20 protein-coding genes are annotated in these 20080 nt (G+C 63.8%); 16 read left to right on the top strand and 4 right to left on the bottom strand.

All coding sequences use genetic code 11. The annotated features are described in order from the left end of the window. Positions 1 to 376 precede the first annotated feature (376 nt). From H618_RS0100375 to H618_RS0100355, 5 genes are all read left to right on the top strand, one after another. Positions 377 to 1252, top strand: a complete 876-nt coding sequence (locus H618_RS0100375) for a LysR family transcriptional regulator (protein ID WP_028693164.1) — start codon at positions 377 to 379, stop codon at positions 1250 to 1252. Positions 1253 to 1371: 119 nt separating this feature from the next. Further along, the gene (rpoZ, locus tag H618_RS0100370) at positions 1372 to 1635 is read left to right on the top strand and encodes a DNA-directed RNA polymerase subunit omega (RefSeq protein ID WP_028693163.1); all 264 of its coding nucleotides are present in this window, start codon (positions 1372 to 1374) and stop codon (positions 1633 to 1635) included. A gap of 41 nt (positions 1636 to 1676) precedes the next feature. Beyond that, entirely contained in the window at positions 1677 to 3785 is a 2109-nt protein-coding gene (spoT, locus tag H618_RS0100365; protein WP_028693162.1) for a bifunctional GTP diphosphokinase/guanosine-3',5'-bis pyrophosphate 3'-pyrophosphohydrolase, read from the top strand. Positions 3786 to 3808: 23 nt separating this feature from the next. Then, a complete protein-coding gene (locus H618_RS0100360; RefSeq protein ID WP_009684531.1) occupies positions 3809 to 4189 on the top strand; it encodes a RidA family protein in 381 nt (126 codons plus the stop codon). A 54-nt stretch (positions 4190 to 4243) separates the two neighbouring features. Then, positions 4244 to 4972, top strand: coding sequence for a hypothetical protein (locus H618_RS0100355; RefSeq protein WP_028693161.1), 729 nt, complete (start codon positions 4244 to 4246; stop codon positions 4970 to 4972). 20 nt (positions 4973 to 4992) lie between these two features. Here the strand turns inward: H618_RS0100355 and H618_RS0100350 are convergent, their stop codons facing one another. Then, positions 4993 to 5847 carry an NAD-dependent epimerase/dehydratase family protein gene (locus H618_RS0100350; protein WP_028693160.1) on the bottom strand — a complete coding sequence of 285 codons (855 nt, stop codon included), beginning with the start codon at positions 5845 to 5847 and terminating at the stop codon, positions 4993 to 4995. A gap of 190 nt (positions 5848 to 6037) precedes the next feature. On the opposite strand from H618_RS0100350, the gene exbB reads away from it, so the two are divergent. The 6 genes from exbB (at position 6038) to H618_RS0100320 (ending at position 12739) form a co-directional block, all read left to right on the top strand. Then, positions 6038 to 7000 carry a tonB-system energizer ExbB gene (gene exbB, locus H618_RS0100345; protein WP_028693159.1) on the top strand — a complete coding sequence of 321 codons (963 nt, stop codon included), beginning with the start codon at positions 6038 to 6040 and terminating at the stop codon, positions 6998 to 7000. Positions 7001 to 7003: 3 nt separating this feature from the next. After that, positions 7004 to 7432 (top strand): TonB system transport protein ExbD, encoded by a 429-nt coding sequence (exbD, locus tag H618_RS0100340; RefSeq protein ID WP_028693158.1) that lies wholly within the window; start codon positions 7004 to 7006, stop codon positions 7430 to 7432. Then, positions 7429 to 8160 carry an energy transducer TonB family protein gene (locus H618_RS0100335; protein WP_028693157.1) on the top strand — a complete coding sequence of 244 codons (732 nt, stop codon included), beginning with the start codon at positions 7429 to 7431 and terminating at the stop codon, positions 8158 to 8160. Before exbD ends, H618_RS0100335 begins: the two co-directional genes overlap by 4 nt. Before the next feature lie 93 nt (positions 8161 to 8253). After that, positions 8254 to 9177 (top strand): hydrogen peroxide-inducible genes activator, encoded by a 924-nt coding sequence (locus H618_RS0100330; RefSeq protein WP_028693156.1) that lies wholly within the window; start codon positions 8254 to 8256, stop codon positions 9175 to 9177. A 3-nt stretch (positions 9178 to 9180) separates the two neighbouring features. After that, the gene (gene recG / locus H618_RS0100325) at positions 9181 to 11259 is read left to right on the top strand and encodes an ATP-dependent DNA helicase RecG (protein WP_028693155.1); all 2079 of its coding nucleotides are present in this window, start codon (positions 9181 to 9183) and stop codon (positions 11257 to 11259) included. A 79-nt stretch (positions 11260 to 11338) separates the two neighbouring features. Next, positions 11339 to 12739, top strand: a complete 1401-nt coding sequence (locus tag H618_RS0100320; protein WP_028693154.1) for an aminoacyl-tRNA deacylase and HDOD domain-containing protein — start codon at positions 11339 to 11341, stop codon at positions 12737 to 12739. Between the two features lie 18 nt (positions 12740 to 12757). Here the strand turns inward: H618_RS0100320 and H618_RS0100315 are convergent, their stop codons facing one another. Both H618_RS0100315 and H618_RS21045 read right to left on the bottom strand, forming a co-directional pair. After that, positions 12758 to 13132, bottom strand: a complete 375-nt coding sequence (locus H618_RS0100315) for an SCP2 sterol-binding domain-containing protein (protein WP_028693153.1) — start codon at positions 13130 to 13132, stop codon at positions 12758 to 12760. A 145-nt stretch (positions 13133 to 13277) separates the two neighbouring features. Next, the gene (locus H618_RS21045) at positions 13278 to 13619 is read right to left on the bottom strand and encodes an HU family DNA-binding protein (protein WP_050577169.1); all 342 of its coding nucleotides are present in this window, start codon (positions 13617 to 13619) and stop codon (positions 13278 to 13280) included. 316 nt (positions 13620 to 13935) lie between these two features. Between H618_RS21045 and H618_RS0100305 the strand changes: the two genes are divergently transcribed. The 5 genes from H618_RS0100305 (at position 13936) to H618_RS0100285 (ending at position 19067) form a co-directional block, all read left to right on the top strand. Next, a complete protein-coding gene (locus tag H618_RS0100305; RefSeq protein WP_050577168.1) occupies positions 13936 to 14493 on the top strand; it encodes a chorismate--pyruvate lyase family protein in 558 nt (185 codons plus the stop codon). Next, positions 14493 to 15383, top strand: coding sequence for a 4-hydroxybenzoate octaprenyltransferase (gene ubiA, locus H618_RS0100300; RefSeq protein ID WP_028693151.1), 891 nt, complete (start codon positions 14493 to 14495; stop codon positions 15381 to 15383). The genes H618_RS0100305 and ubiA overlap by 1 nt, the downstream gene beginning before the upstream one ends. Positions 15384 to 15471: 88 nt before the next feature. Continuing rightward, a complete protein-coding gene (gene phoB, locus H618_RS0100295; RefSeq protein ID WP_028693150.1) occupies positions 15472 to 16161 on the top strand; it encodes a phosphate regulon transcriptional regulator PhoB in 690 nt (229 codons plus the stop codon). Positions 16162 to 16293: 132 nt separating this feature from the next. Then, complete coding sequence (phoR, locus tag H618_RS0100290) at positions 16294 to 17601, top strand: phosphate regulon sensor histidine kinase PhoR (RefSeq protein WP_028693149.1); 1308 nt, start codon at positions 16294 to 16296, stop codon at positions 17599 to 17601. Between the two features lie 125 nt (positions 17602 to 17726). Continuing rightward, the gene (locus H618_RS0100285) at positions 17727 to 19067 is read left to right on the top strand and encodes a hemolysin family protein (protein ID WP_028693148.1); all 1341 of its coding nucleotides are present in this window, start codon (positions 17727 to 17729) and stop codon (positions 19065 to 19067) included. A 31-nt stretch (positions 19068 to 19098) separates the two neighbouring features. Here the strand turns inward: H618_RS0100285 and H618_RS0100280 are convergent, their stop codons facing one another. Beyond that, positions 19099 to 20013: a response regulator gene (locus H618_RS0100280; protein WP_028693147.1), complete on the bottom strand. Its 915-nt coding sequence runs from the start codon at positions 20011 to 20013 to the stop codon at positions 19099 to 19101. Positions 20014 to 20080: the final 67 nt, after the last annotated feature.

Raw genomic sequence — 20080 nt, 5'->3', positions numbered from 1 at the left:
TCGGTATCGATTCGGGGGGCGCCATTGTAATGACGACGTTGCAGATTTGAAGGGGGCAGGCACAAAAGGCTGCCGTCACCGTCACGCAGTGGCCATGGGAGGTACGCGGTGGCAACGTTCATGGGCAACGATCGGTTGCGGCAAAGCGGGTGGAAAGCTGAAGCGTCATGGCTGTGCATCCTGTGCGGCGGAGCAGCAATGCTGGAAACAGCGGCTTACGCCTGGAGCAGGCGATGTACGCGGGCGTTGTTATTGTTCAGGCCCCATCGATGGGGCAAAGGCCGGTGGCCTGCACGTTGATTCCCGGGTGCCGTTTCACTATAAAATGGCCCTCACGCAACAGACACTGGCATTCTGGCAAGCAGAGCGTGCACCCATGCAATATCAGATCACCCATGCCGACCTGACGCTGGTCCTCGCGCTGGACCGCGGACGCTCCCTGGCCAAGGCGGCCGAACTGCTCAAGGTCGACGTTTCCACGGTGTTTCGTTCGATTCGCCGGCTCGAATCTGCCCTGGGCAGCGCGTTGTTCGTGAAAAGCCGCAAGGGCTATCTGCCCACCGATACCGCGCAGGCCCTGGCCGAGCAGGCCGAGCGCGCCGAACTGGCGCTGGAAGCTGCGCGAATCGCCCTGACCAGTGGTGAGCAGGTGGTCAGCGGCACGGTTCGCCTGACCTGCACCGAAGCGGTGTTGCACGGCCTGCTGCTGCCGGCGCTGGCAGACTTCATGCCTGCGTATCCTGCGCTGTCGCTGGAACTGGGCACCTCCAACACCTTCGCCAACCTCAGCCGGCGCGATGCCGACATCGCCCTGCGCCTGACCAACACACCGCCGGAGCATCTGGTCGGCCGCTGCCTGGGCTCGACCTCCTACGTGCTGTGCGGCCGCCCCGAGCTGCGCGAAGCCCTGCAGCAGGGCGTGCACAACGTGGCCTGGATTACCCCGGACGATTCCATGGCCGATCACCCCACGGTGGTCTGGCGCAACCAGCATCACCCCGAGCTGATCCCGCGTTACCAGTGCAGCGGGATGTCCACCGTGGCGCAGTTGGTCGCCAGCGGCATGGGCGTGGCGGCGCTGGCCGACTACATGGTGCCGACCTTGCCTGGCGTCGAGGCCCTGAGCGGGCCGCTGCCGGGGTGCGACACTCAGCTCTGGCTACTGACTCGCCCCGACTGCCGCGCCCTGCGCTCGGTGCAGACGCTGTTCGAAGAACTGACCCCACGGCTGCGCGGGGCGCTGCAACGTTGAGTGGGCCACCGGGGCCCGGCGACAAAACAGCGCTTCCCTATTGGCTGGTGATTTTTTAAACTATCGAGTCCGCCCGCCCATTCTGGGCACGCTCACCGATTTTGCTACCGAGGAACACCATGGCCCGCGTAACCGTCGAAGATTGCCTTGAACACGTGGACAACCGCTTTGAGCTGGTAATGCTGTCCACCAAACGCGCGCGTCAGCTGGCCACCGGTGGCAAAGAGCCGCGCGTGGCGTGGGAAAACGACAAACCCACCGTCGTTGCCTTGCGCGAAATCGCCGAAGGCATCATCACTGAAGAATTCCTTGCCGCCGAAGAAATCGTCACCGAAGATCCGGTCTTCGCCGCCTTCGAGGACGAGTCCAACGAGGCCGTCTGATTGCAGCCAGGTCGACGTCGTAGGGTCTCAGAGGTGAACTCATGCCGAGCATAGACGCTCTCGCCGAACGGCTGTCGACCTACCTCGGCCCCGACCAGGTCAACCTGGTGCGGCGCGCCTATTTCTACGCCGAACAGGCGCACGACGGCCAACGCCGGCGCAGCGGCGAGCCCTACGTGACCCACCCGCTGGCGGTGGCGAACATTCTTGCCGACATGCACATGGACCATCAGAGCCTGATGGCCGCCATGCTGCACGACGTCATCGAAGACACCGGTATCGCCAAGGAAGCGCTCTGCCAGCAGTTCGGCGAGACCGTCGCCGAGCTGGTCGACGGGGTCAGCAAGCTGACCCAGATGAATTTCGAGACCAAGGCAGAGGCTCAGGCCGAGAACTTCCAGAAAATGGCCATGGCCATGGCCCGCGATATTCGCGTGATTCTGGTCAAGCTGGCCGACCGCCTGCACAACATGCGCACCTTGGAAGTGCTGTCGGGGGAAAAGCGCCGCCGCATCGCCAAGGAAACCCTGGAAATCTACGCGCCCATCGCCAACCGGCTGGGCATGCACACCGTGCGCGTGGAATTCGAAGACCTCGGCTTCAAGGCCATGCACCCGATGCGCTCGTCGCTGATCAATCGGGCGGTCAAGAGCGCACGCGGCAATCGCAAGGAAATCGTCGCCAAGATCGAGCATTCGCTGGCCAACTGCCTGGCCGCCGATGGCATCGAAGGCGACGTCAGCGGCCGGCAGAAGCACCTCTATGGCATCTACAAGAAGATGCGCGGCAAACGCCGTGCCTTCACCGAGATCATGGACGTGTACGCCTTCCGCATCGTCGTCGACAAGGTCGACACCTGCTACCGCGTGTTGGGCGCCGTGCACAACCTGTACAAGCCATTGCCCGGGCGCTTCAAGGACTACATCGCGATCCCCAAGGCCAACGGCTACCAGTCGCTGCACACCACTTTGTTCGGCATGCACGGGGTGCCCATCGAAATTCAGATTCGCACCCGCGAAATGGAAGAGATGGCCAACAACGGCATCGCCGCCCATTGGCTGTACAAGTCCAATGGCGATGAACAGCCCAAAGGCAACCACGCCCGGGCCAGGCAGTGGGTCAAGGGCATTCTCGAATTGCAGCAGCGCGCCGGCAACTCGCTGGAGTTCATCGAGAGCGTGAAGATCGACCTGTTCCCGGACGAGGTCTACGTCTTCACCCCCAAGGGTCGCATCATGGAGCTGCCCAAAGGCTCCACCGCGGTCGATTTCGCTTATGCCGTGCACACCGACGTCGGCAACAGCTGCATCGCCTGCCGCATCAATCGCCGCCTGGCGCCGTTGTCCGAGCCACTGCAAAGCGGCTCGACGGTGGAAATTGTCAGCGCACCCGGCGCACGACCGAACCCGGCCTGGCTCAACTTCGTGGTCACCGGCAAGGCGCGCACGCACATTCGTCACGCGCTCAAGCAGCAGCGCCGGTCCGAGTCGATCAACCTCGGCGAGCGCCTGCTCAACAAGGTGCTGACCGGCTTCGACAGCAGCCTCGAGCAGATCGCCGCCGAACGCATCCAGCCGATCCTCGACGAATACCGCCTGGAACTGCTCGAAGACCTGCTCGAGGACATCGGCCTGGGCAACCGCATGGCCTACGTCGTCGCCCGTCGCCTGCTCTCGGCGGAAAGCGAGCAACTGCCTGCACCTGAAGGCCCGCTGGCGATCCGCGGCACCGAGGGCCTGGTACTGAGCTACGCCAAATGCTGCACACCGATTCCAGGCGACCCGATCGTCGGCCACCTGTCGGCGGGCAAAGGCATGGTCGTGCACCTGGAAGACTGCCGGAACATCAGCGAAATTCGCCATAACCCGGAAAAGTGCCTGCAACTGTCGTGGGCCAAGGACGTCACCGGCGAATTCAATGTCGAGCTGCGGGTCGAGCTGGAACATCAACGCGGCCTGATCGCCTTGCTGGCCAGCAGCGTCAATGCCGCCGACGGCAACATCGAAAAAATCAGCATGGACGAACGCGACGGCCGTATCAGCGTGGTCCAGTTGGTGGTCAGCGTGCACGACCGCGTGCACCTGGCTCGTGTGATCAAGAAGCTGCGCACCTTGACCGGCGTGGTCCGCATCACCCGTATGCGTGCGTAGTCCGTCAACCGCAAGGAGTCATCATGAGCAAGACTGTCATCAACAGCGACAAGGCCCCGGCCGCCATCGGAACCTATTCCCAGGCGATCAAGGCTGGCAACACCGTTTACATGTCAGGCCAGATTCCCCTCGATCCCAAGACCATGGAACTGGTCGAAGGCTTCGAAGCGCAGACCGTACAAGTGTTCGAGAACCTCAAGGCTGTCGCTGAAGCGGCTGGCGGTTCGTTCAAGGACATCGTCAAGCTGAACATCTTCCTCACCGACCTCAGCCACTTCGCCAAGGTCAACGAGGTCATGGGCCGTTACTTCGAACAGCCCTACCCGGCCCGCGCCGCCATCGGCGTAGCTGCCCTGCCCAAGGGCGCCCAGGTCGAGATGGACGCCATCCTCGTCATCGAGTGATGCCCGCGTGACGGGCCCTGCGGCCCGTCACCTCCCCTGCATAAGGTTCCTACCATGCGTCAAGCCCTTTCCCTTGCACTGGCAGCCCTGCTCCTCGGCGGTTGCGCCAGCCACAAACCTGAAGATTTCAACGGCACCTGGATCAACCAGCGCGCCATCGATGCCGCCAGCAAAGGCACCAGCCTGCGTCAGGCCATTGCCGACAATGGTCCGGTTCTGGAATGGAAGATCGACACCAGCAAGCAACAGGCGACGCTAAGCAACGGCTTCGAAGCCGCCGACGGCCAACTGCTGGCCAACAAGAACGACTGGCAGGTCAATTTCCAGAGCGGCCAGAGCGAGCAGCTCAGCCTCGACGGCAAGTCGCTGGTTCAAGCCCCAGGCCAACTCGGCAAGGAGCAGGTGTTCAGCCGTACCAACCCGCCGGCCAATACGCCGCTGGGTGGCGCCTTCGAGAAGGCGCTGTACCAGGCGTATCTGGGCGGCAACTGGAAAATCGTCGAAGGTCCGGGCCAGGGCGGCGTCGCTCACTTCCGCGAAAACGGCAGTGTCGATGGCCTGCCCGGCCCTGATCGTTACGCCCTGTGCCTGGCCGGCGACTGCGCCACCATGGGCGGCGAGCACGACAGCCTGTGGCTGGAGCGCGAACAGCGCGGTTCGCCGTGGATCTTCACGCGTAACGGCAACCGGATGGAAATCTTCCAGGCCATGAACCGCGCGCAGCCTGACCAAATGCCGCTGCTGGCCCCGGCTGCACGTCGCTGGGTGCTGGAAAAGCAGTAACCCCACTCGCCCTCAGCCCTTCAAGGCTGCGCGAGAATCGCCGCATACCCCTGTTTGTAACTGGGGTACTGCGGCGCCCAGCCCAACGCCCTCGCCCGGGCGTTGCTGCATCGCTTGCTGCCAGTGCGGCGCACGCGCTGCTCATCGGACCAGTGCGTCACCCCCATGTACTCACGCAACCAGGCCACCACCTCGGACAACGCCGCCGGGTCGTCGTCGACGCCGAGGTAGCAGTCATCCAGCCCTACGCCGCGCGAGTCGCTTTCCAGTAAAAAGGCCATCAGCCCTGCCGCATCCTCGGCATGAATGCGGTTGCCATACAGCGGCGGCTGCGCGGCCACGCGGTAGCCCTGGCGCACCTGGCTGAGCAGCCATTCCCGCCCCGGCCCATAGATACCGGTGAGGCGCACAACGCTGGCGGCCAGACCGCTGTCCAGGACCAGTCGCTCGGCAGCCAGCATGATCCGTCCGGAATAACCGTGCGGCTCGGTGGGCGCCGTTTCATCGACCCACTCGCCCTGCTGCTGGGCGTACACGCTGCTGCTGGAAACTAACAACAGCCGCCGCGGGCGTTGTCCGTTTTGCGCCAGCCAGCCGAGAACACGGCGCAGACCGTCGACATAAGCCGCCTGGTAACCCGCCTCGTCATGCTGATCGGCAGCGACGCAATACACCAGGTAGTCAGGGCTACGTGAAGGCCATGCGGGCGGCAGATGGTCCTGGCCCAGATCGGCGCAAATCGGTGTAACCCCCGCCGGCAGATGCTCCACCGAGCGACGCAAGCCACTGACCTCCCAACCTTTTTTCAGCAACTGAAGGGCCAATCGCCCCCCAATATCGCCGCACCCCACAATCATCGCGGACAGTTCTGACATCACCTAACTCCCGATCTGTAAATCAACGCCCTAGACAGACCTGACGGTCAACGGCTAGGAAACGAATAAAAAAAGTTACTCTATTACTTCTGTTAACAAGAATTAATTGCAATAATGGCGCCCTCTCTGTTCTCGGCCTTACACGGGGCCGTGGTGACGTCAACTCTTTTCTTCATCAGGTCCGGCCAGCATGACACGCATCCAACCCTCCGCCTCGCCAACCCCGTCGCGCGCCTGGCGCGCCATTGCCGCGCTGCTGTTCAGCCTGGCACTGGCTCCCGCAGCCATGGCCGATGAACCCAACGCCACCACCCCCGCGCCTGCCGCCGCCGCTGCTCCAGCGCCAGCCACCACCAGCGAAACCCCGGCCACGCCAGCCGACAGCGTTCCGGCCAGCGACGCTGCCGCCGACGAAAACGTCCAGGCGCTGGTCGAGGACACCAGCCTGGGCATGGCCCACGACCTCTCGCCGTGGGGCATGTACAAGAACGCCGACATCGTGGTGAAAATCGTCATGATCGGCCTGGCCATCGCCTCGATCATCACCTGGACCATCTGGATCGCCAAAGGCTTCGAGCTGATGGGCGCCAAGCGTCGCCTGCGCGGTGAAATCGCTGCGCTGAAGAAGTCGGCAAGCCTCAAGGAAGCCAGCGACGTTTCCAACAAGCAAGGCACCCTGGCCCATACCCTGGTGCACGACGCTCTCGAAGAGATGCGCCTGTCGGCCAATACCCGCGAGAAGGAAGGCATCAAGGAACGCGTCAGCTTCCGCCTCGAGCGCCTGGTCGCTGCCAGCGGCCGCACCATGAGCAGCGGCACCGGCGTGCTCGCCACCATCGGTTCGACCGCACCGTTCGTGGGTCTGTTCGGCACCGTGTGGGGCATCATGAACAGCTTCATCGGCATCGCCAAAACCCAGACCACCAACCTCGCCGTCGTTGCTCCGGGTATCGCCGAAGCCCTGCTGGCAACTGCCCTGGGTCTGGTCGCGGCGATCCCTGCGGTGGTCATCTACAACGTCTTCGCCCGTTCCATCGCCGGCTACAAGGCGCAGGTCTCCGACGCTTCGGCGCAGGTGCTGCTGCTGGTCAGCCGTGACCTCGACCACCAGGGCGGCGACCGCAGCGCCCCACACATGGTGAAAGTGGGGTAAGCCATGGGCCTGCATCTGAATGAAGGTGGCGACGACCTCGCCGAAAACCACGAAATCAACGTCACGCCGTTCATCGACGTGATGTTGGTCCTGCTGATCATCTTCATGGTCGCTGCGCCCCTGGCCACCGTCGACATCAAGGTCGATCTGCCTGCCTCGACTGCCAAGCCGGCGCCAAGGCCGGAGAAACCGGTGTTCGTCAGCGTCAAGGCCGACCAGAAGCTCTACGTCGGCGACGATCAGGTGCCCACCAACGCTCAGCTCGGCGCCATGCTCGACGCCAAGACCAAGGGCGACAAGGAGACCACCATCTTCTTCCAGGCCGATAAAGGCGTGGATTACGGTGACCTGATGGAAGTGATGAACACCATGCGCGCGGCCGGCTACCTGAAAGTCGGTCTGGTAGGGCTTGAGACGGCAGCGAAAAAATGACGAAGACGCGGCGAACCCTGGCGCGTTACAGCACCAGCCTGGGCATCGTGCTCGGCCTGCATGCCGCCGCTGTGCTGCTCATGCTCGACTGGTCGGTGCCGCAAGCCATCGAACTGCCTCCGGCAGCGATGATGGTCGAGCTGGCACCGCTGCCTGAGCCTGCGCCACCACCACCTCCCAAGGTGGTGCCTCAACCACCGGCTCCGGTCGAAGAACCGCCGTTGCCGAAACTGGTCGAAGCACCGAAACCGAAAATCGCGATTCCAAAACCGCCCAAGCCCAAGGCCAAGCCGCAACCGCCCAAGCCTGAGAAAAAGCCTGAGCCGCCACGCGAGGAACCGCCCCAGGAGCAGGTAGCCGATACCCCGCCCAGCACCGAACCGCCGAAGAAGTCGGCAGCCCCGGCGCCGAGCATCGCTTCCAACAGCAAAGCATTGCCCACCTGGCAGAGCGACCTGCTGCGCCACCTGGCCAAGTACAAGCGCTACCCGGAAGACGCGCGTCGTCGCGGCCTGCAGGGTATCAACCGGCTGCGTTTCGTCGTCGATGCCAACGGCAAGGTGTTGTCGTTCGAAATGGCCGGAGGCTCAGGCAGTGCGGCGCTGGACCGCGCCACCCTGGAAATGATCCGCCGTGCGCAACCGCTGCCCAAGCCGCCAGCCGAAGTGCTGAACAACGGCAGCATCGAAGTGGTCGCCCCGTTCGTCTACTCGCTGGATAAACGCTAGACCGTTGTTTCTGTCACACATGCGCACGTCTGATAACGTGCGTCTATCGATTGCAGCCGCTATGCTGGGCCCGCAACTTCATGGACGCACGTTATGACCCTCACTGAACTCCGCTACATCGTCACTCTCGCCCAGGAACAGCACTTCGGCCACGCCGCCGAGCGCTGCCACGTCAGCCAGCCAACCTTGTCGGTGGGCGTGAAGAAGCTCGAAGACGAGCTTGGCGTGCTGATCTTCGAGCGCAGCAAGAGCGCAGTTCGCCTGACACCCGTCGGTGAAGGCATCGTCGCCCAGGCGCAGAAGGTGCTGGAACAGGCTCAGGGCATTCGCGAACTGGCCCAGGCCGGCAAGAACCAGCTCACCGCCCCGCTCAAGGTCGGCGCCATCTACACCGTTGGCCCGTACCTGTTCCCGCACCTGATTCCGCAGTTGCATCGGGTCGCGCCGCAGATGCCGCTGTACATCGAAGAAAACTTCACCCATGTGCTGCGCGACAAACTGCGCAATGGCGAACTCGACGCGGTGATCATCGCCCTGCCGTTCAACGAGGCCGACGTGCTCACCCTGCCGCTGTACGACGAGCCGTTCTGTGCGCTGATGCCCAGCGGGCACCCGTGGACCGCACGCGAAACCATCGATACCGCCTTGCTCAACGACAAGAGCCTGCTGCTGCTCGGCGAGGGCCACTGCTTCCGTGACCAGGTGCTGGAAGCCTGCCCGACGCTGAGCAAGAACAGCGATTCGCGGCACACCACCGTCGAGTCCAGCTCGCTGGAAACCATCCGCCACATGGTCGCCTCCGGCCTCGGGGTGTCGATCCTGCCGCTGTCGGCGGTGCACAGCCACCACTACGCGCCGGGCGTCATCGAAGTGCGCCCGCTGACTCCGCCCGCGCCGTTCCGCACCGTTGCCATCGCCTGGCGGGCCAGTTTCCCGCGGCCCAAGGCGATCGAGATCCTCGCCGATTCGATCCGCCTGTGCTCGGTGGTCCCTAACCGCACGGAACAGCCGACCTGAACCATGACCGAGCTGTCGAATGTGCCGGTCACGGCGCTCAAAGGGGTCGGCGAGGCGATGGCCGAGAAGCTTGCCAAGGTCGGCCTGGAAACGGTCCAGGACGTGCTGTTCCACCTGCCCGCGCGCTACCAGGACCGCACTCGCGTGGTGCCCATCGGCGAGCTGCGCCCTGGCCAGGATGCGGTGATCGAAGGGGTGGTCAGCGGCACTGACGTGAGCATGGGCAAGCGCCGCAGCCTGGTGGTGCGGCTCAACGATGGCAGCGGCACCCTGACCCTGCGCTTCTATCACTTCAGCAATGCGCAAAAAGAAGGGCTCAAGCGTGGCACGCAACTGCGGTGTTATGGCGAAGCCCGGCCCGGCGCCTCGGGGCTGGAGATCTACCACCCCGAATACCGCGCGCTCAATGGCAGCGAGCCGGCCCCTGCGGTCGAGCAGACCCTGACGCCGATCTACCCCACCACCGAAGGCCTGACCCAGCAACGTCTGCGCCTGCTCTGCCAGCAAAGCCTGAGCCTGCTCGGGCCGCGCAGCCTGCCAGACTGGCTGCCGGCCGAACTGATCGGTGAGTACCAGCTGGCGTCGCTCGACGACGCCATTCGCTACCTGCACAACCCGCCTGCCGACGCCGATGTCGATGAACTCGCCGAAGGCCATCACTGGGCGCAACATCGCCTGGCCTTCGAAGAGCTGCTGACCCACCAGCTGTCGCAGCAGCGCCTGCGCGAAAGCCTGCGCAGCTTGCGCGCACCCGTGCTGCCCAAGGCCACGCACCTGCCGGCGCAGTACCTGGCCAACCTCGGTTTCGCCCCGACCGGCGCGCAACAGCGGGTCGGCAACGAAATTGCCTACGATCTGAGCCTGCACGAGCCGATGATGCGCCTGGTGCAGGGCGACGTCGGCGCGGGCAAGACCGTGGTGGCTGCCCTCGCCGCCTTGCAGGCGCTGGAAGCCGGCTATCAGGTGGCGCTGATGGCGCCCACCGAGATTCTCGCCGAACAGCATTACCTGACCTTCAAACGCTGGCTCGAGCCACTGGGCCTGGAAGTCGCCTGGCTGGCCGGCAAACTCAAGGGCAAGGCCCGGGTCAGCGCGCTCGAGCAGATCGCCAGCGGCGCACCGATGGTGGTAGGTACCCACGCCCTGTTCCAGGAAGAAGTGCATTTCAAGCACCTTGCCCTGGCCATCATCGACGAGCAGCACCGCTTCGGCGTGCAGCAGCGCCTGGCACTGCGCAAGAAGGGCGTGGCCGGCGAGCTGTGCCCGCACCAGCTGATCATGACCGCCACGCCGATCCCACGGACCCTGGCCATGAGCGCCTACGCCGACCTCGACACCTCGGTACTCGACGAGCTGCCACCGGGGCGGACCCCGGTCAACACCGTGCTGGTGGCCGACAGCCGGCGTTTCGAGGTGGTCGAGCGCGTGCGTGCAGCCTGCGCCGAAGGGCGTCAGGCGTATTGGGTGTGTACGCTGATCGAAGAATCCGAGGAACTGACCTGCCAGGCTGCGCAGAGCACCTTCGAGGACCTGGGCAGCGCCCTTGGCGAGCTCAGCGTCGGCCTGATCCATGGCCGTATGAAGCCGGCCGACAAGGCCGCGGTCATGGCCGAATTCAAAGAGGGGCGGCTGCAACTGCTGGTGGCAACCACCGTGATCGAGGTCGGGGTGGACGTGCCCAATGCCAGCTTGATGATCATCGAGAACCCCGAACGCCTGGGCCTGGCGCAGTTGCACCAGCTGCGTGGACGGGTCGGGCGCGGCAGCGCCGCCAGCCATTGCGTGCTGCTGTACCACCCGCCGCTGTCGCAGATCGGCCGAGAGCGGTTGGGCATCATGCGCGAGACCAACGACGGCTTCGTCATCGCTGAAAAAGACCTGGAACTGCGCGGCCCCGGCGAGATGCTCGGAACCCGCCAGACCGGGCTGTTACAGTTCAAGGTCGCCGACCTGATGCGCGATGCCGACCTCCTGCCGGCCGTGCGCGACGCGGCCCAGGCATTGCTGGCACGCTGGCCCGCTCACGTCAGCCCACTGCTGGACCGCTGGTTGCGCCATGGCCAGCAATATGGCCAGGTGTGATGCCGGTCTCACAATCAGCTCGGCGAGGACAGCCGGCTGATTATACTTTCGCGATTGCAAGGAGAACCTGGACCAGACCATGACTGAAGTTGCCCTGGACACCGCAACCCCACACGCACCGTCTGTAATCCGGCTGCTGCTCGACAAACTCGGCGTGGCCTATCGCGAAGTGCCGGACCACCCGGCCCTGGCTGCCGGTGCCAAGGTGCAGGCGATTCTGCTCGACGACGAAGTCGGCGCGTTGATGGTGCTGTTCCCGCAGAGCCAGTTGCTCGACCTCAAGCGCCTCGAAGAACTCACCGGGCGAACCTTGGTGGCCGTGCGCGGCGTGCGCCTGAAAAGCATGCTCGACAAGCACGGCCTCAAGGCGCTACCCGGCATCCCGGCCCTGACCAGCTCGCCCTGCCTGTACGAGCAGAGCCTGCTTGCGCTCGACTCGGTATTGCTGCAGTCCGGCGAAACCGGTTTGTGGCTGGAGCTCGAGCGCGACGTCTTCAAGCGCCTGCTGAGCAAGGCCAGCGCCGGCAGCTTCGGCGAGAACCTGCAGCTGATACAGCCCAATTTCGATCGTCCCAACGACGACACCCGGGAAATCTCTCACGCGGTGCAGGTGTTCACCGCACGGCGCATCCAGCAGCGGCTGGAGCAGACCATCGAGATTCCGCCGCTGGCCGATACCGCGCAGAAGATCATCAAGCTGCGGGTAGACCCCAACGCCAGTGTCGATGACATCACCGGCGTGGTGGAAACCGATCCTGCGCTGGCAGCGCAGGTGGTGAGCTGGGCGGCCTCGCCCTACTACGCCTCGCCCGGCAAGATCCGCTCGGTGGAAGATGCCATCGTGCGGGTCCTGGGTTTTGACCTCGTCATCAACCTGGCCCTGGGCCTGGCCCTGGGCAAGACCATGAGCCTGCCCAAGGACCAGCCACAACACATGACGCCGTACTGGCAACAGGCGATCTACACCGCGGCGGTCATTGAAGGTCTGACCCGGGCGATGCCGCGCACCTCGCGCCCGGAAGCCGGCCTCACCTACCTGGCCGGCCTGCTGCACAACTTCGGGTATCTGCTGCTGGCCCATGTGTTTCCACCGCATTTCTCGCTGATCTGCCGGCATCTGGAGGTCAACCCGCACCTGAGCCACACCTATGTGGAACAGCATCTGCTGGGTATCAACCGCGAACAGATCGGCGCGTGGCTGATGAAACTGTGGGATATGCCGGAAGAAATCTGCGCCGCGCTGCGCTTCCAGCACGATGCCAGCTACGACGGCGAGTATGCCGCCTATCCGAACCTGGTCTGCCTGGCCAATCGCCTGCTGCGCACCCGAGGCATCGGCGCTGGGCCGCACAAGCCGATTCCCGACGAACTGCTGGAGCGCCTGGGCCTTTCGCGAGAAAAGGCCGATGACGTGGTAAGCAAGGTGCTCGACGCCGAAGCGCTGCTGCGCGAGCTGGCCTCGCAGTTCAACACGCCGTGACCTCAGAGCCGTGCATGCTCAGGCTTTCTTGCGCGGCTTGAGGTACTTCATCAGGTTCTGGAACCACATCACCAGCGCCGGATTGCCCTTGATCTGGATGTGCTTGTCCTGAATGCCCTGCATGAATGCCAGCTGCTTGTTGCTGGCTTGCAGGGTGGCGTAACCATAGGCCGCATCCTTGAAGGCGATGGCGAACGCTGGCTGCGGATGCACGCCTGCCTTGCTGCTCACGCGCTGGTCGCGAACGAAGAAATGCCGAGCGATCTTGCCATCGAGGGTTTGCATCTGGAACACCAGATCCTTGTCAGCCAACTGCTGCTGAAAAGCAGGATTGTTACGGCTGGCCCTGGCCATCAACAGGCCCATGGCCCAGAGCAGAAAACGAAACTTCATCAAGGCTTCTCGGCTTCAAAGTGACTGAAACCGCGATTCTATCCGCAAAACTGAATGTGTATAGGGCCTTTCGCTCCAGCGGCAGCGCATGAACACAAAGGGCGCCCAAGGCGCCCGTTTGCTGACTGGGAAAATCTGACGATAACTACTTGGCGGATTTGCCAGTCTTGCCTGCGGCGCCTTTCGCGCGCGACGCGCTGGCAGTGTCCTGCGCTGGCAAGCCGACCGTGCCCTTGAGCAGCTTTCCGGGTTTGAAAGCAACGGTATTGGTGGCTCTGATCTGTACCGGCTCGCCGGTCTGAGGATTCTTGCCCGTGCGTGCGCCGCGGTGACGTTTCTCGAACGTCCCGAACCCAACCAGGGTGACCGACTGCGTTTCGACTGCAGAGGCGATCGAGTCAAGAATAACGTTGAGCACATGATTGCTCATGTCTTTTGTGAGATCGGTTTTCTCCGCGATGGCGGCGGCCAAATCGGGTTTACGCATAGTGATGCCTCGTAGACGGGTTATTGTTGTTATGCCGTGCTGCCAGCAACGCGACGCCGACAGCGCCGACAGGCTCTAGCCTGCGGTGGGCGGTTTTGAGAATGGCACGCCCTCCAGCACCGCGCCAGTGGCCGCCGGGGCCTTGTCGCTTACAGGCAATGGCATAGGTGCCATACACGGCAGTTTTTCCGCCAAGCCGGGGTTCAGCAGCTGCACTCATGCAATCGAGAAGCGTGCTCGACGCGGGTCCGGGGTCGGGAATGAAGAGCGAACATGCTAAGCTCGCCGCCTCTCTGGCCTGTATCAGCGTACCGACGTGCCCGACGACATTTCACAAGTAGCCCCCCCTCAGTGGCTGGCGCCCTCACAGCTGGCAAGCGACCTCGAACCGTACCTGCTCGACTGGCTGTTCGATGAGGGCTCGCTCACCCGTCGCCTGACCCAGCTCGCCGACCAGCAGTTTTCCGTTACCCCCCTGTGTGAAGGCTGGCAAACCCTGCGCGCCGACGAACGCTCAGCTCTGGGCATTGGCCCAGGTGCCGAGGGTTGGGTGCGCGAGGTCTACCTGCGCGGCCACGGCCAGCCTTGGGTGTTCGCCCGCAGCGTGGCGGCGCGCAGCGCGCTGGAACGCGGCGGGCTCGACCTGCAGGCGCTGGGCACGCGCTCGCTGGGCGAGCTGTTGTTCTGTGATCAGGCATTCGTGCGCCATCCGCTGCAGGCGTGCCAGTACCCACCCGCCTGGCTGCCTGCCGATGCGCCCCGACAACGCCTGTGGGCACGCCGGTCGCGCTTCGAGCGCGAGGGCCTGAGCCTGCTGGTGGCCGAAATCTTCCTGCCCGCCCTGTGGCGCGCGGCCGACAAGGACGTTCGTTGATGTACGTGCAACTGCTCAAGTCGCTCAATCGTCTGCACCCGCGTGCCTGGGATTTCATTCAACTAAGCCGCATGGATCGCCCGATCGGCATCTACCTGCTGCTGTGGCCAACCCTGTCGGCGGTGTGGATCGCCGGTAACGGCGCACCCACCCTGGCCAACGTGCTGATCTTCGGCCTTGGGGTGGTGCTGATGCGCGCCGCCGGTTGCTGCATCAACGACTTCGCCGACCGCAAGGTCGACGGCCACGTCAAGCGCACCGCCGACCGCCCTCTGGCGGCCGGGCGCATTCGTTCGCGCGAAGCGCTGGCGCTGTTCGCCGCGCTGGTGACGCTGAGCTTCGTGCTGGTGCTGTGCACCAATGCCACCACCGTCGGGCTGTCGTTCGGCGCGCTGGCCCTGGCGGCGTGCTACCCGTTCATGAAGCGCTACACCTATTACCCGCAGGTGGTGCTCGGCGCTGCGTACTCGTGGGGTATCCCCATGGCCTTCACCGCCGCCACCGGCACGCTGCCGGCCAGCGCCTGGCTGCTGTACATCGCCAACGTGCTGTGGACGGTCGGATACGACACGTACTACGCCATGGTCGATCGAGACGACGACCTGAAAATCGGCGTGAAGTCGACCGCGATTCTGTTCGGTGAGGCCGATCGAGTGATCATCCTCAGCCTGCAACTGCTGTCGCTGGGCTGTCTGCTGCTGGCCGGCAATCGTTTCGAGCTGGGCGGCTGGTTCCAGTTGGGCATCCTCGCTGCGGCGCTGTGCTTCGTCTGGGAGTTCTGGACGACCCGCAGCCTGGCTCGGGACGCCTGTTTCAAAGCCTTCCTGCACAACCATTGGGCCGGACTGCTGGTGTTCGTCGGTGTGGTCCTGGACTACGCCATGCGCTAAGCGCAAGACAACTGCCTGTCACACAGCTGCAATAATTCCGTTATCTAATGCGCTGCATGAAACGGTTAGCCCAGGAGAGGTTGTGAGCATGGTTGGCAGAAGCATTCTGATCGTCGACGACGAAGCGCCCATTCGCGAGATGATCGCCGTCGCGCTGGAAATGGCCGGCTATGACTGCCTGGAAGCCGAGAATTCGCAGCAGGCCCACGCCATCATCGTCGACCGCAAGCCTGACCTGATCCTGCTCGACTGGATGCTTCCGGGCACCTCCGGCATCGAGCTCGCCCGGCGCCTGAAGCGCGATGAGCTGACCGGCAGCATTCCGATCATCATGCTTACCGCCAAGGGTGAGGAAGACAACAAGATCCAGGGCCTGGAAGTCGGCGCCGATGACTACATCACCAAGCCGTTCTCGCCCCGTGAACTGGTGGCGCGACTCAAGGCCGTGCTGCGCCGCACCGGCCCGGCCGACAGCGAAGCACCCATCGAGATCGGTGGCCTGCTGCTCGACCCCATCAGTCATCGCGTCACCATCGACGGCAAACCCGCCGAGATGGGCCCCACCGAATACCGTCTGCTGCAGTTCTTCATGACCCACCAGGAACGAGCCTATACCCGCGGGCAATTGCTCGATCAGGTCTGGGGCGGCAACGTCTATGTCGAAGAACGCACCGTCGATGTGCACATCCGTCGCCTGCGCAAAGCGCTGGGTGAGGCCTACGAGAATCTGGTACAAACCGTTCGCGGCACCGGTTATCGCTTCTCCACCAAGAGCTGAAGCGGCAGCGCCACGCCTCTAGTCCCATGCTGCTCGCGGCAGGGCTGAACAAAGGACGTCACAGCACCACCGATCCGCTCCCGCTCGCAGCGCCTTGCCTGCGGCGGGCTGCCGGATCCGAAGGATTTCCACGTGAACCAGAACTGGCATGCGACCCTGATTCGCCACCTGTTGCTGCTGATCACTCTCTGCCTGCTCGGCGGCCTGATCAGCGGGCACTATGGCTGGAGCCTGACTATCGGGCTGGCGCTGTACCTGGGCTGGACCCTCAAGCAACTGCTGCGCCTGCATGACTGGCTGAGCCATCACAAGCCCGATGAAGCACCACCCGATGGCTACGGCCTGTGGGGCGAGGTGTTCGACAGCATCTACCACTTGCAACGCCGTGATCAGCGCGTGCGCGGTCGCCTGCAAGCGGTGATCGACCGGGTGCAGGAGTCCACCGCCGCGCTACGCGATGCGGTGATCATGCTCGACAGCGACGGCAACCTGGAATGGTGGAACCGTGCAGCGGAAACCCTGCTCGGCCTGAAGACGCCTCAGGATGGTGGTCAGGCCGTGACCAACCTGGTGCGCCACCCGCGCTTCAAAGAGTATTTCGAGGCAGAAAACTACGCCGAACCGCTGGAAATCCCCTCGCCGATCAACGACCGCCTGCGCATTCAGCTCAACATCACCCGCTACGGCAACAACGAGCACCTGATGCTGGTGCGCGACGTCACCCGCATCCATCAGCTCGAACAGATGCGCAAGGACTTCGTCGCCAACGTTTCCCACGAATTGCGCACGCCACTGACGGTGATCGCCGGCTATCTGGAAACCCTGCTCGACAACGTCGACGAGGTGAATCCGCGCTGGGCCCGCGCCCTGCAGCAGATGAGCCAGCAAGGCTCACGCATGCAGGCACTGCTCAACGACCTGCTGCTGCTGGCCAAACTGGAAGCCACCGACTACCCCTCGGACAACCAGCCGGTGGCGGTCGAGGCGATGCTCAAGACCATTCAGGCCGACGCCCTGGCGCTGTCCGGGCCGCGCCAGCAACAGATCAGCCTCGAAGCGCAACCCGGCGTGCGCCTCAAGGGCAGCGAATCGGAGCTGCGCAGCGCTTTCTCCAACCTGGTATTCAACGCCGTGAAGTACACCCAGGATTCGGGCAACATTCGCATTCGCTGGTGGAGCGATGAGCATGGCGCGCACCTGAGCGTGCAGGACACCGGCCCCGGCATCGAGGCCAAGCACCTGCCGCGGCTGACCGAACGCTTCTATCGGGTCGATTCGAGCCGCGCGTCCAACACCGGCGGCACCGGGCTGGGCCTGGCCATCGTCAAACACGTGTTGCTGCGCCATCGCGGGCGCCTGGAGATCAGCAGCGTGCTGGGTCACGGCAGCACCTTCACCTGCCACTTCCTCCCCTCGCAGGTGGCCGCACCCAACCGCTGAGAACCACGGTGCAGCACTGTGCTTTGCTTTTATGGTCTCAACCGCTACATTGGATCGCTTGTGCCAGCATCCGCTGGCACTTTTTTCCCTACTCAACAACTGACGGACCCCGTAAAAAATCCATCATGGACCCTTCCCCTGCGTTTAGCCTCACCTCGCTGTTTGCCGATTTCGGCATGATTCTCTTCGCGCTGTTCCTGGTCTTGCTCAACGGCTTCTTCGTCGCCGCCGAGTTCGCCATGGTCAAACTGCGCTCGACCCGCGTCGAATCCATCGCCGAACTGCATGGCTGGCGCGGCGGCATCCTGCGCAAGGTACACAGCCAGCTGGATGCCTACCTGTCGGCCTGCCAGCTGGGTATCACCCTGGCGTCGCTGGGTCTGGGCTGGGTCGGTGAACCGGCGTTCGCCCACCTGCTCGAACCGCTGCTGGCCTACCTGGGCGTCGACAGCCCCGAGCTGATCAAGGGCATTTCGTTCTTCGTCGCGTTCTTCGTGATTTCCTACCTGCACATCGTGGTCGGTGAGCTGGCGCCCAAGTCGTGGGCGATCCGCAAGCCCGAGCTGCTGTCGCTGTGGACGGCCGTGCCGCTGTACCTGTTCTACTGGGCCATGTACCCGGCCATCTACCTGCTCAATGCCAGTGCCAATACCATTCTGCGCATTGCCGGCCAGGGCGAACCTGGCCCGCACCACGAGCACCATTACAGCCGTGAAGAACTCAAGCTGATCCTGCACTCCAGCCGTGGCCAGGACCCCAGCGACCAAGGCATGCGCGTGCTGGCGTCGGCGGTGGAAATGGGCGAGCTGGAGGTGGTCGACTGGGCCAACTCGCGCGAGGACATGATCAGCCTCGACTCACGCGCCCCACTCAAGGAAATCCTGGCGATGTTCCGTCGCCACAAGTTCAGCCGCTATCCGGTGTACGACCACGAGCGTGAAGAATTCACCGGCCTGTTGCACATCAAGGACCTGCTGCTGGAACTGGCCGAGCCCGACCACCTGCCCGGCACACTCGACCTCGAAGACCTGATCCGCCCGCTGGAGCGTGTGTCGCGGCACATGCCGCTGTCGCAGTTGCTGGAGCAGTTCCGCAAGGGCGGTGCGCATTTCGTGCTGGTGGAAGAGGCCGATGGCAAGGTGATCGGCTACCTGACCATGGAAGACGTGCTGGAAGTGCTGGTCGGTGACATCCAGGACGAACACCGCAAGACCGAACGCGGCATCCTCGCCTATCAGCCCGGCAAGCTGCTGGTGCGCGGCGACACGCCACTGTTCAAGGTCGAGCGCCTGCTCGGTGTCGACCTCGACCACATCGAGGCCGAAACCCTCGCGGGCCTGGTCTACGAGACCCTCAAGCGCGTTCCGGAAGAGGAAGAGCTGCTGGAGGTCGAAGGCCTGCGCATCAACATCAAGAAGATGAAAGGCCCGAAGATCGTCCTGGCCAAGGTGCTCAAGCTCGACTGAGCACCCAGCGGGGCTGGCAACAGCCCCAGCGTCAGGCGCCTGGGGTGAAGTGTTTCTGCGCGGTACCCCGGGCGATCAGCCGCGACAGGTAGTCGAGCTTCTGCGCATCCTGATCGACGAACTTGAACGTCAGCTGCAGCCAGTCGCTGTCCGGCCGCTGCTCCAGTGCGGCGATGGCGTGCAGGTAGCCGTTGAGCCGCGCCACCTCTGCCTGCTCGCCCTGCTCCAGGTCTAATACCGCACTTTCCAGAATCTGCGGCAGCGCGTCGCTGCGGCGGATGACCAGCAGCGCCTCCTTGAGGCTCAGCGCCTTGATCACACAGCCCTGCACCGCGCCACTGGCCAGACGCAACTGGCCCTGGCCACGACCGGCCGGCGCGGGGGCCGCAGCGGCAGTCGGCGGTGCTGCCACAGGCGCACGCTGTACTGCGCTGGCCGGCGCCGCCATGGCCGCTGCCGGAGCCTGAGCGGTTTGCGGGCGGCCACCGGTAAGGGCATTCAGCGAATCATTGGCGAATGCCGAGGTAGCACGCGCCGGCACGCCACTGAGCAATACCTCGAGCTTGCCGGTCTTGCCCAAGGCCTTCTTCACCTTGGTCAGCAGTTGCTCGTTGGTGAACGGCTTGCCAACGAAGTCCGAGACGCCCGCCTGAATCGCCTGAATGACGTTTTCCTTGTCGCCGCGACTGGTCACCATGATGAATGGCAGACCCTTGAGCTGTGGCTGCTGGCGGCACCACTCGAGCAGCTCCAGGCCGCTCATTTCCGGCATCTCCCAGTCGCACAGCACCAGGTCGAACGGCTCTTTGCTCAACATCGCCATGGCCTTGCGGCCGTTGATGGCATCTTCCACAGCGATGCCGGGGAAGGCGCTGCGCAGGGCTTTTCTGACCAGATCGCGAATGAACGAGGCGTCGTCCACCACCAGCACTTTGACTTTACTCATCGATATTCCTCATCTATGCCGGCCAGCATACCGCCGACTAGTGGCATTTTGCCAAAAAGCCGTGCCA

It is taken from the genome of Pseudomonas cremoricolorata DSM 17059 = NBRC 16634, assembly GCF_000425745.1.
Taxonomy (GTDB): Bacteria; Pseudomonadota; Gammaproteobacteria; order Pseudomonadales; family Pseudomonadaceae; genus Aquipseudomonas; species Aquipseudomonas cremoricolorata.
This window is presented reverse-complemented; position numbering and strand designations above follow the sequence as displayed.

What these genes read in the sequence shown, in the direction of transcription:
- H618_RS0100375 (WP_028693164.1), top strand. Translation starts at nt 377, where the DNA reads ATGCAATATCAGATCACCCATGCCGACCTGACGCTGGTCCTCGCGCTG.
- rpoZ (WP_028693163.1), top strand. Translation starts at nt 1,372, where the DNA reads ATGGCCCGCGTAACCGTCGAAGATTGCCTTGAACACGTGGACAACCGC.
- spoT (WP_028693162.1), top strand. Translation starts at nt 1,677, where the DNA reads ATGCCGAGCATAGACGCTCTCGCCGAACGGCTGTCGACCTACCTCGGC.
- H618_RS0100360 (WP_009684531.1), top strand. Translation starts at nt 3,809, where the DNA reads ATGAGCAAGACTGTCATCAACAGCGACAAGGCCCCGGCCGCCATCGGA.
- H618_RS0100355 (WP_028693161.1), top strand. Translation starts at nt 4,244, where the DNA reads ATGCGTCAAGCCCTTTCCCTTGCACTGGCAGCCCTGCTCCTCGGCGGT.
- H618_RS0100350 (WP_028693160.1), bottom strand. Translation starts at nt 5,847, where the DNA reads ATGTCAGAACTGTCCGCGATGATTGTGGGGTGCGGCGATATTGGGGGG.
- exbB (WP_028693159.1), top strand. Translation starts at nt 6,038, where the DNA reads ATGACACGCATCCAACCCTCCGCCTCGCCAACCCCGTCGCGCGCCTGG.
- exbD (WP_028693158.1), top strand. Translation starts at nt 7,004, where the DNA reads ATGGGCCTGCATCTGAATGAAGGTGGCGACGACCTCGCCGAAAACCAC.
- H618_RS0100335 (WP_028693157.1), top strand. Translation starts at nt 7,429, where the DNA reads ATGACGAAGACGCGGCGAACCCTGGCGCGTTACAGCACCAGCCTGGGC.
- H618_RS0100330 (WP_028693156.1), top strand. Translation starts at nt 8,254, where the DNA reads ATGACCCTCACTGAACTCCGCTACATCGTCACTCTCGCCCAGGAACAG.
- recG (WP_028693155.1), top strand. Translation starts at nt 9,181, where the DNA reads ATGACCGAGCTGTCGAATGTGCCGGTCACGGCGCTCAAAGGGGTCGGC.
- H618_RS0100320 (WP_028693154.1), top strand. Translation starts at nt 11,339, where the DNA reads ATGACTGAAGTTGCCCTGGACACCGCAACCCCACACGCACCGTCTGTA.
- H618_RS0100315 (WP_028693153.1), bottom strand. Translation starts at nt 13,132, where the DNA reads ATGAAGTTTCGTTTTCTGCTCTGGGCCATGGGCCTGTTGATGGCCAGG.
- H618_RS21045 (WP_050577169.1), bottom strand. Translation starts at nt 13,619, where the DNA reads ATGCGTAAACCCGATTTGGCCGCCGCCATCGCGGAGAAAACCGATCTC.
- ubiA (WP_028693151.1), top strand. Translation starts at nt 14,493, where the DNA reads ATGTACGTGCAACTGCTCAAGTCGCTCAATCGTCTGCACCCGCGTGCC.
- phoB (WP_028693150.1), top strand. Translation starts at nt 15,472, where the DNA reads ATGGTTGGCAGAAGCATTCTGATCGTCGACGACGAAGCGCCCATTCGC.
- H618_RS0100285 (WP_028693148.1), top strand. Translation starts at nt 17,727, where the DNA reads ATGGACCCTTCCCCTGCGTTTAGCCTCACCTCGCTGTTTGCCGATTTC.
- H618_RS0100280 (WP_028693147.1), bottom strand. Translation starts at nt 20,013, where the DNA reads ATGAGTAAAGTCAAAGTGCTGGTGGTGGACGACGCCTCGTTCATTCGC.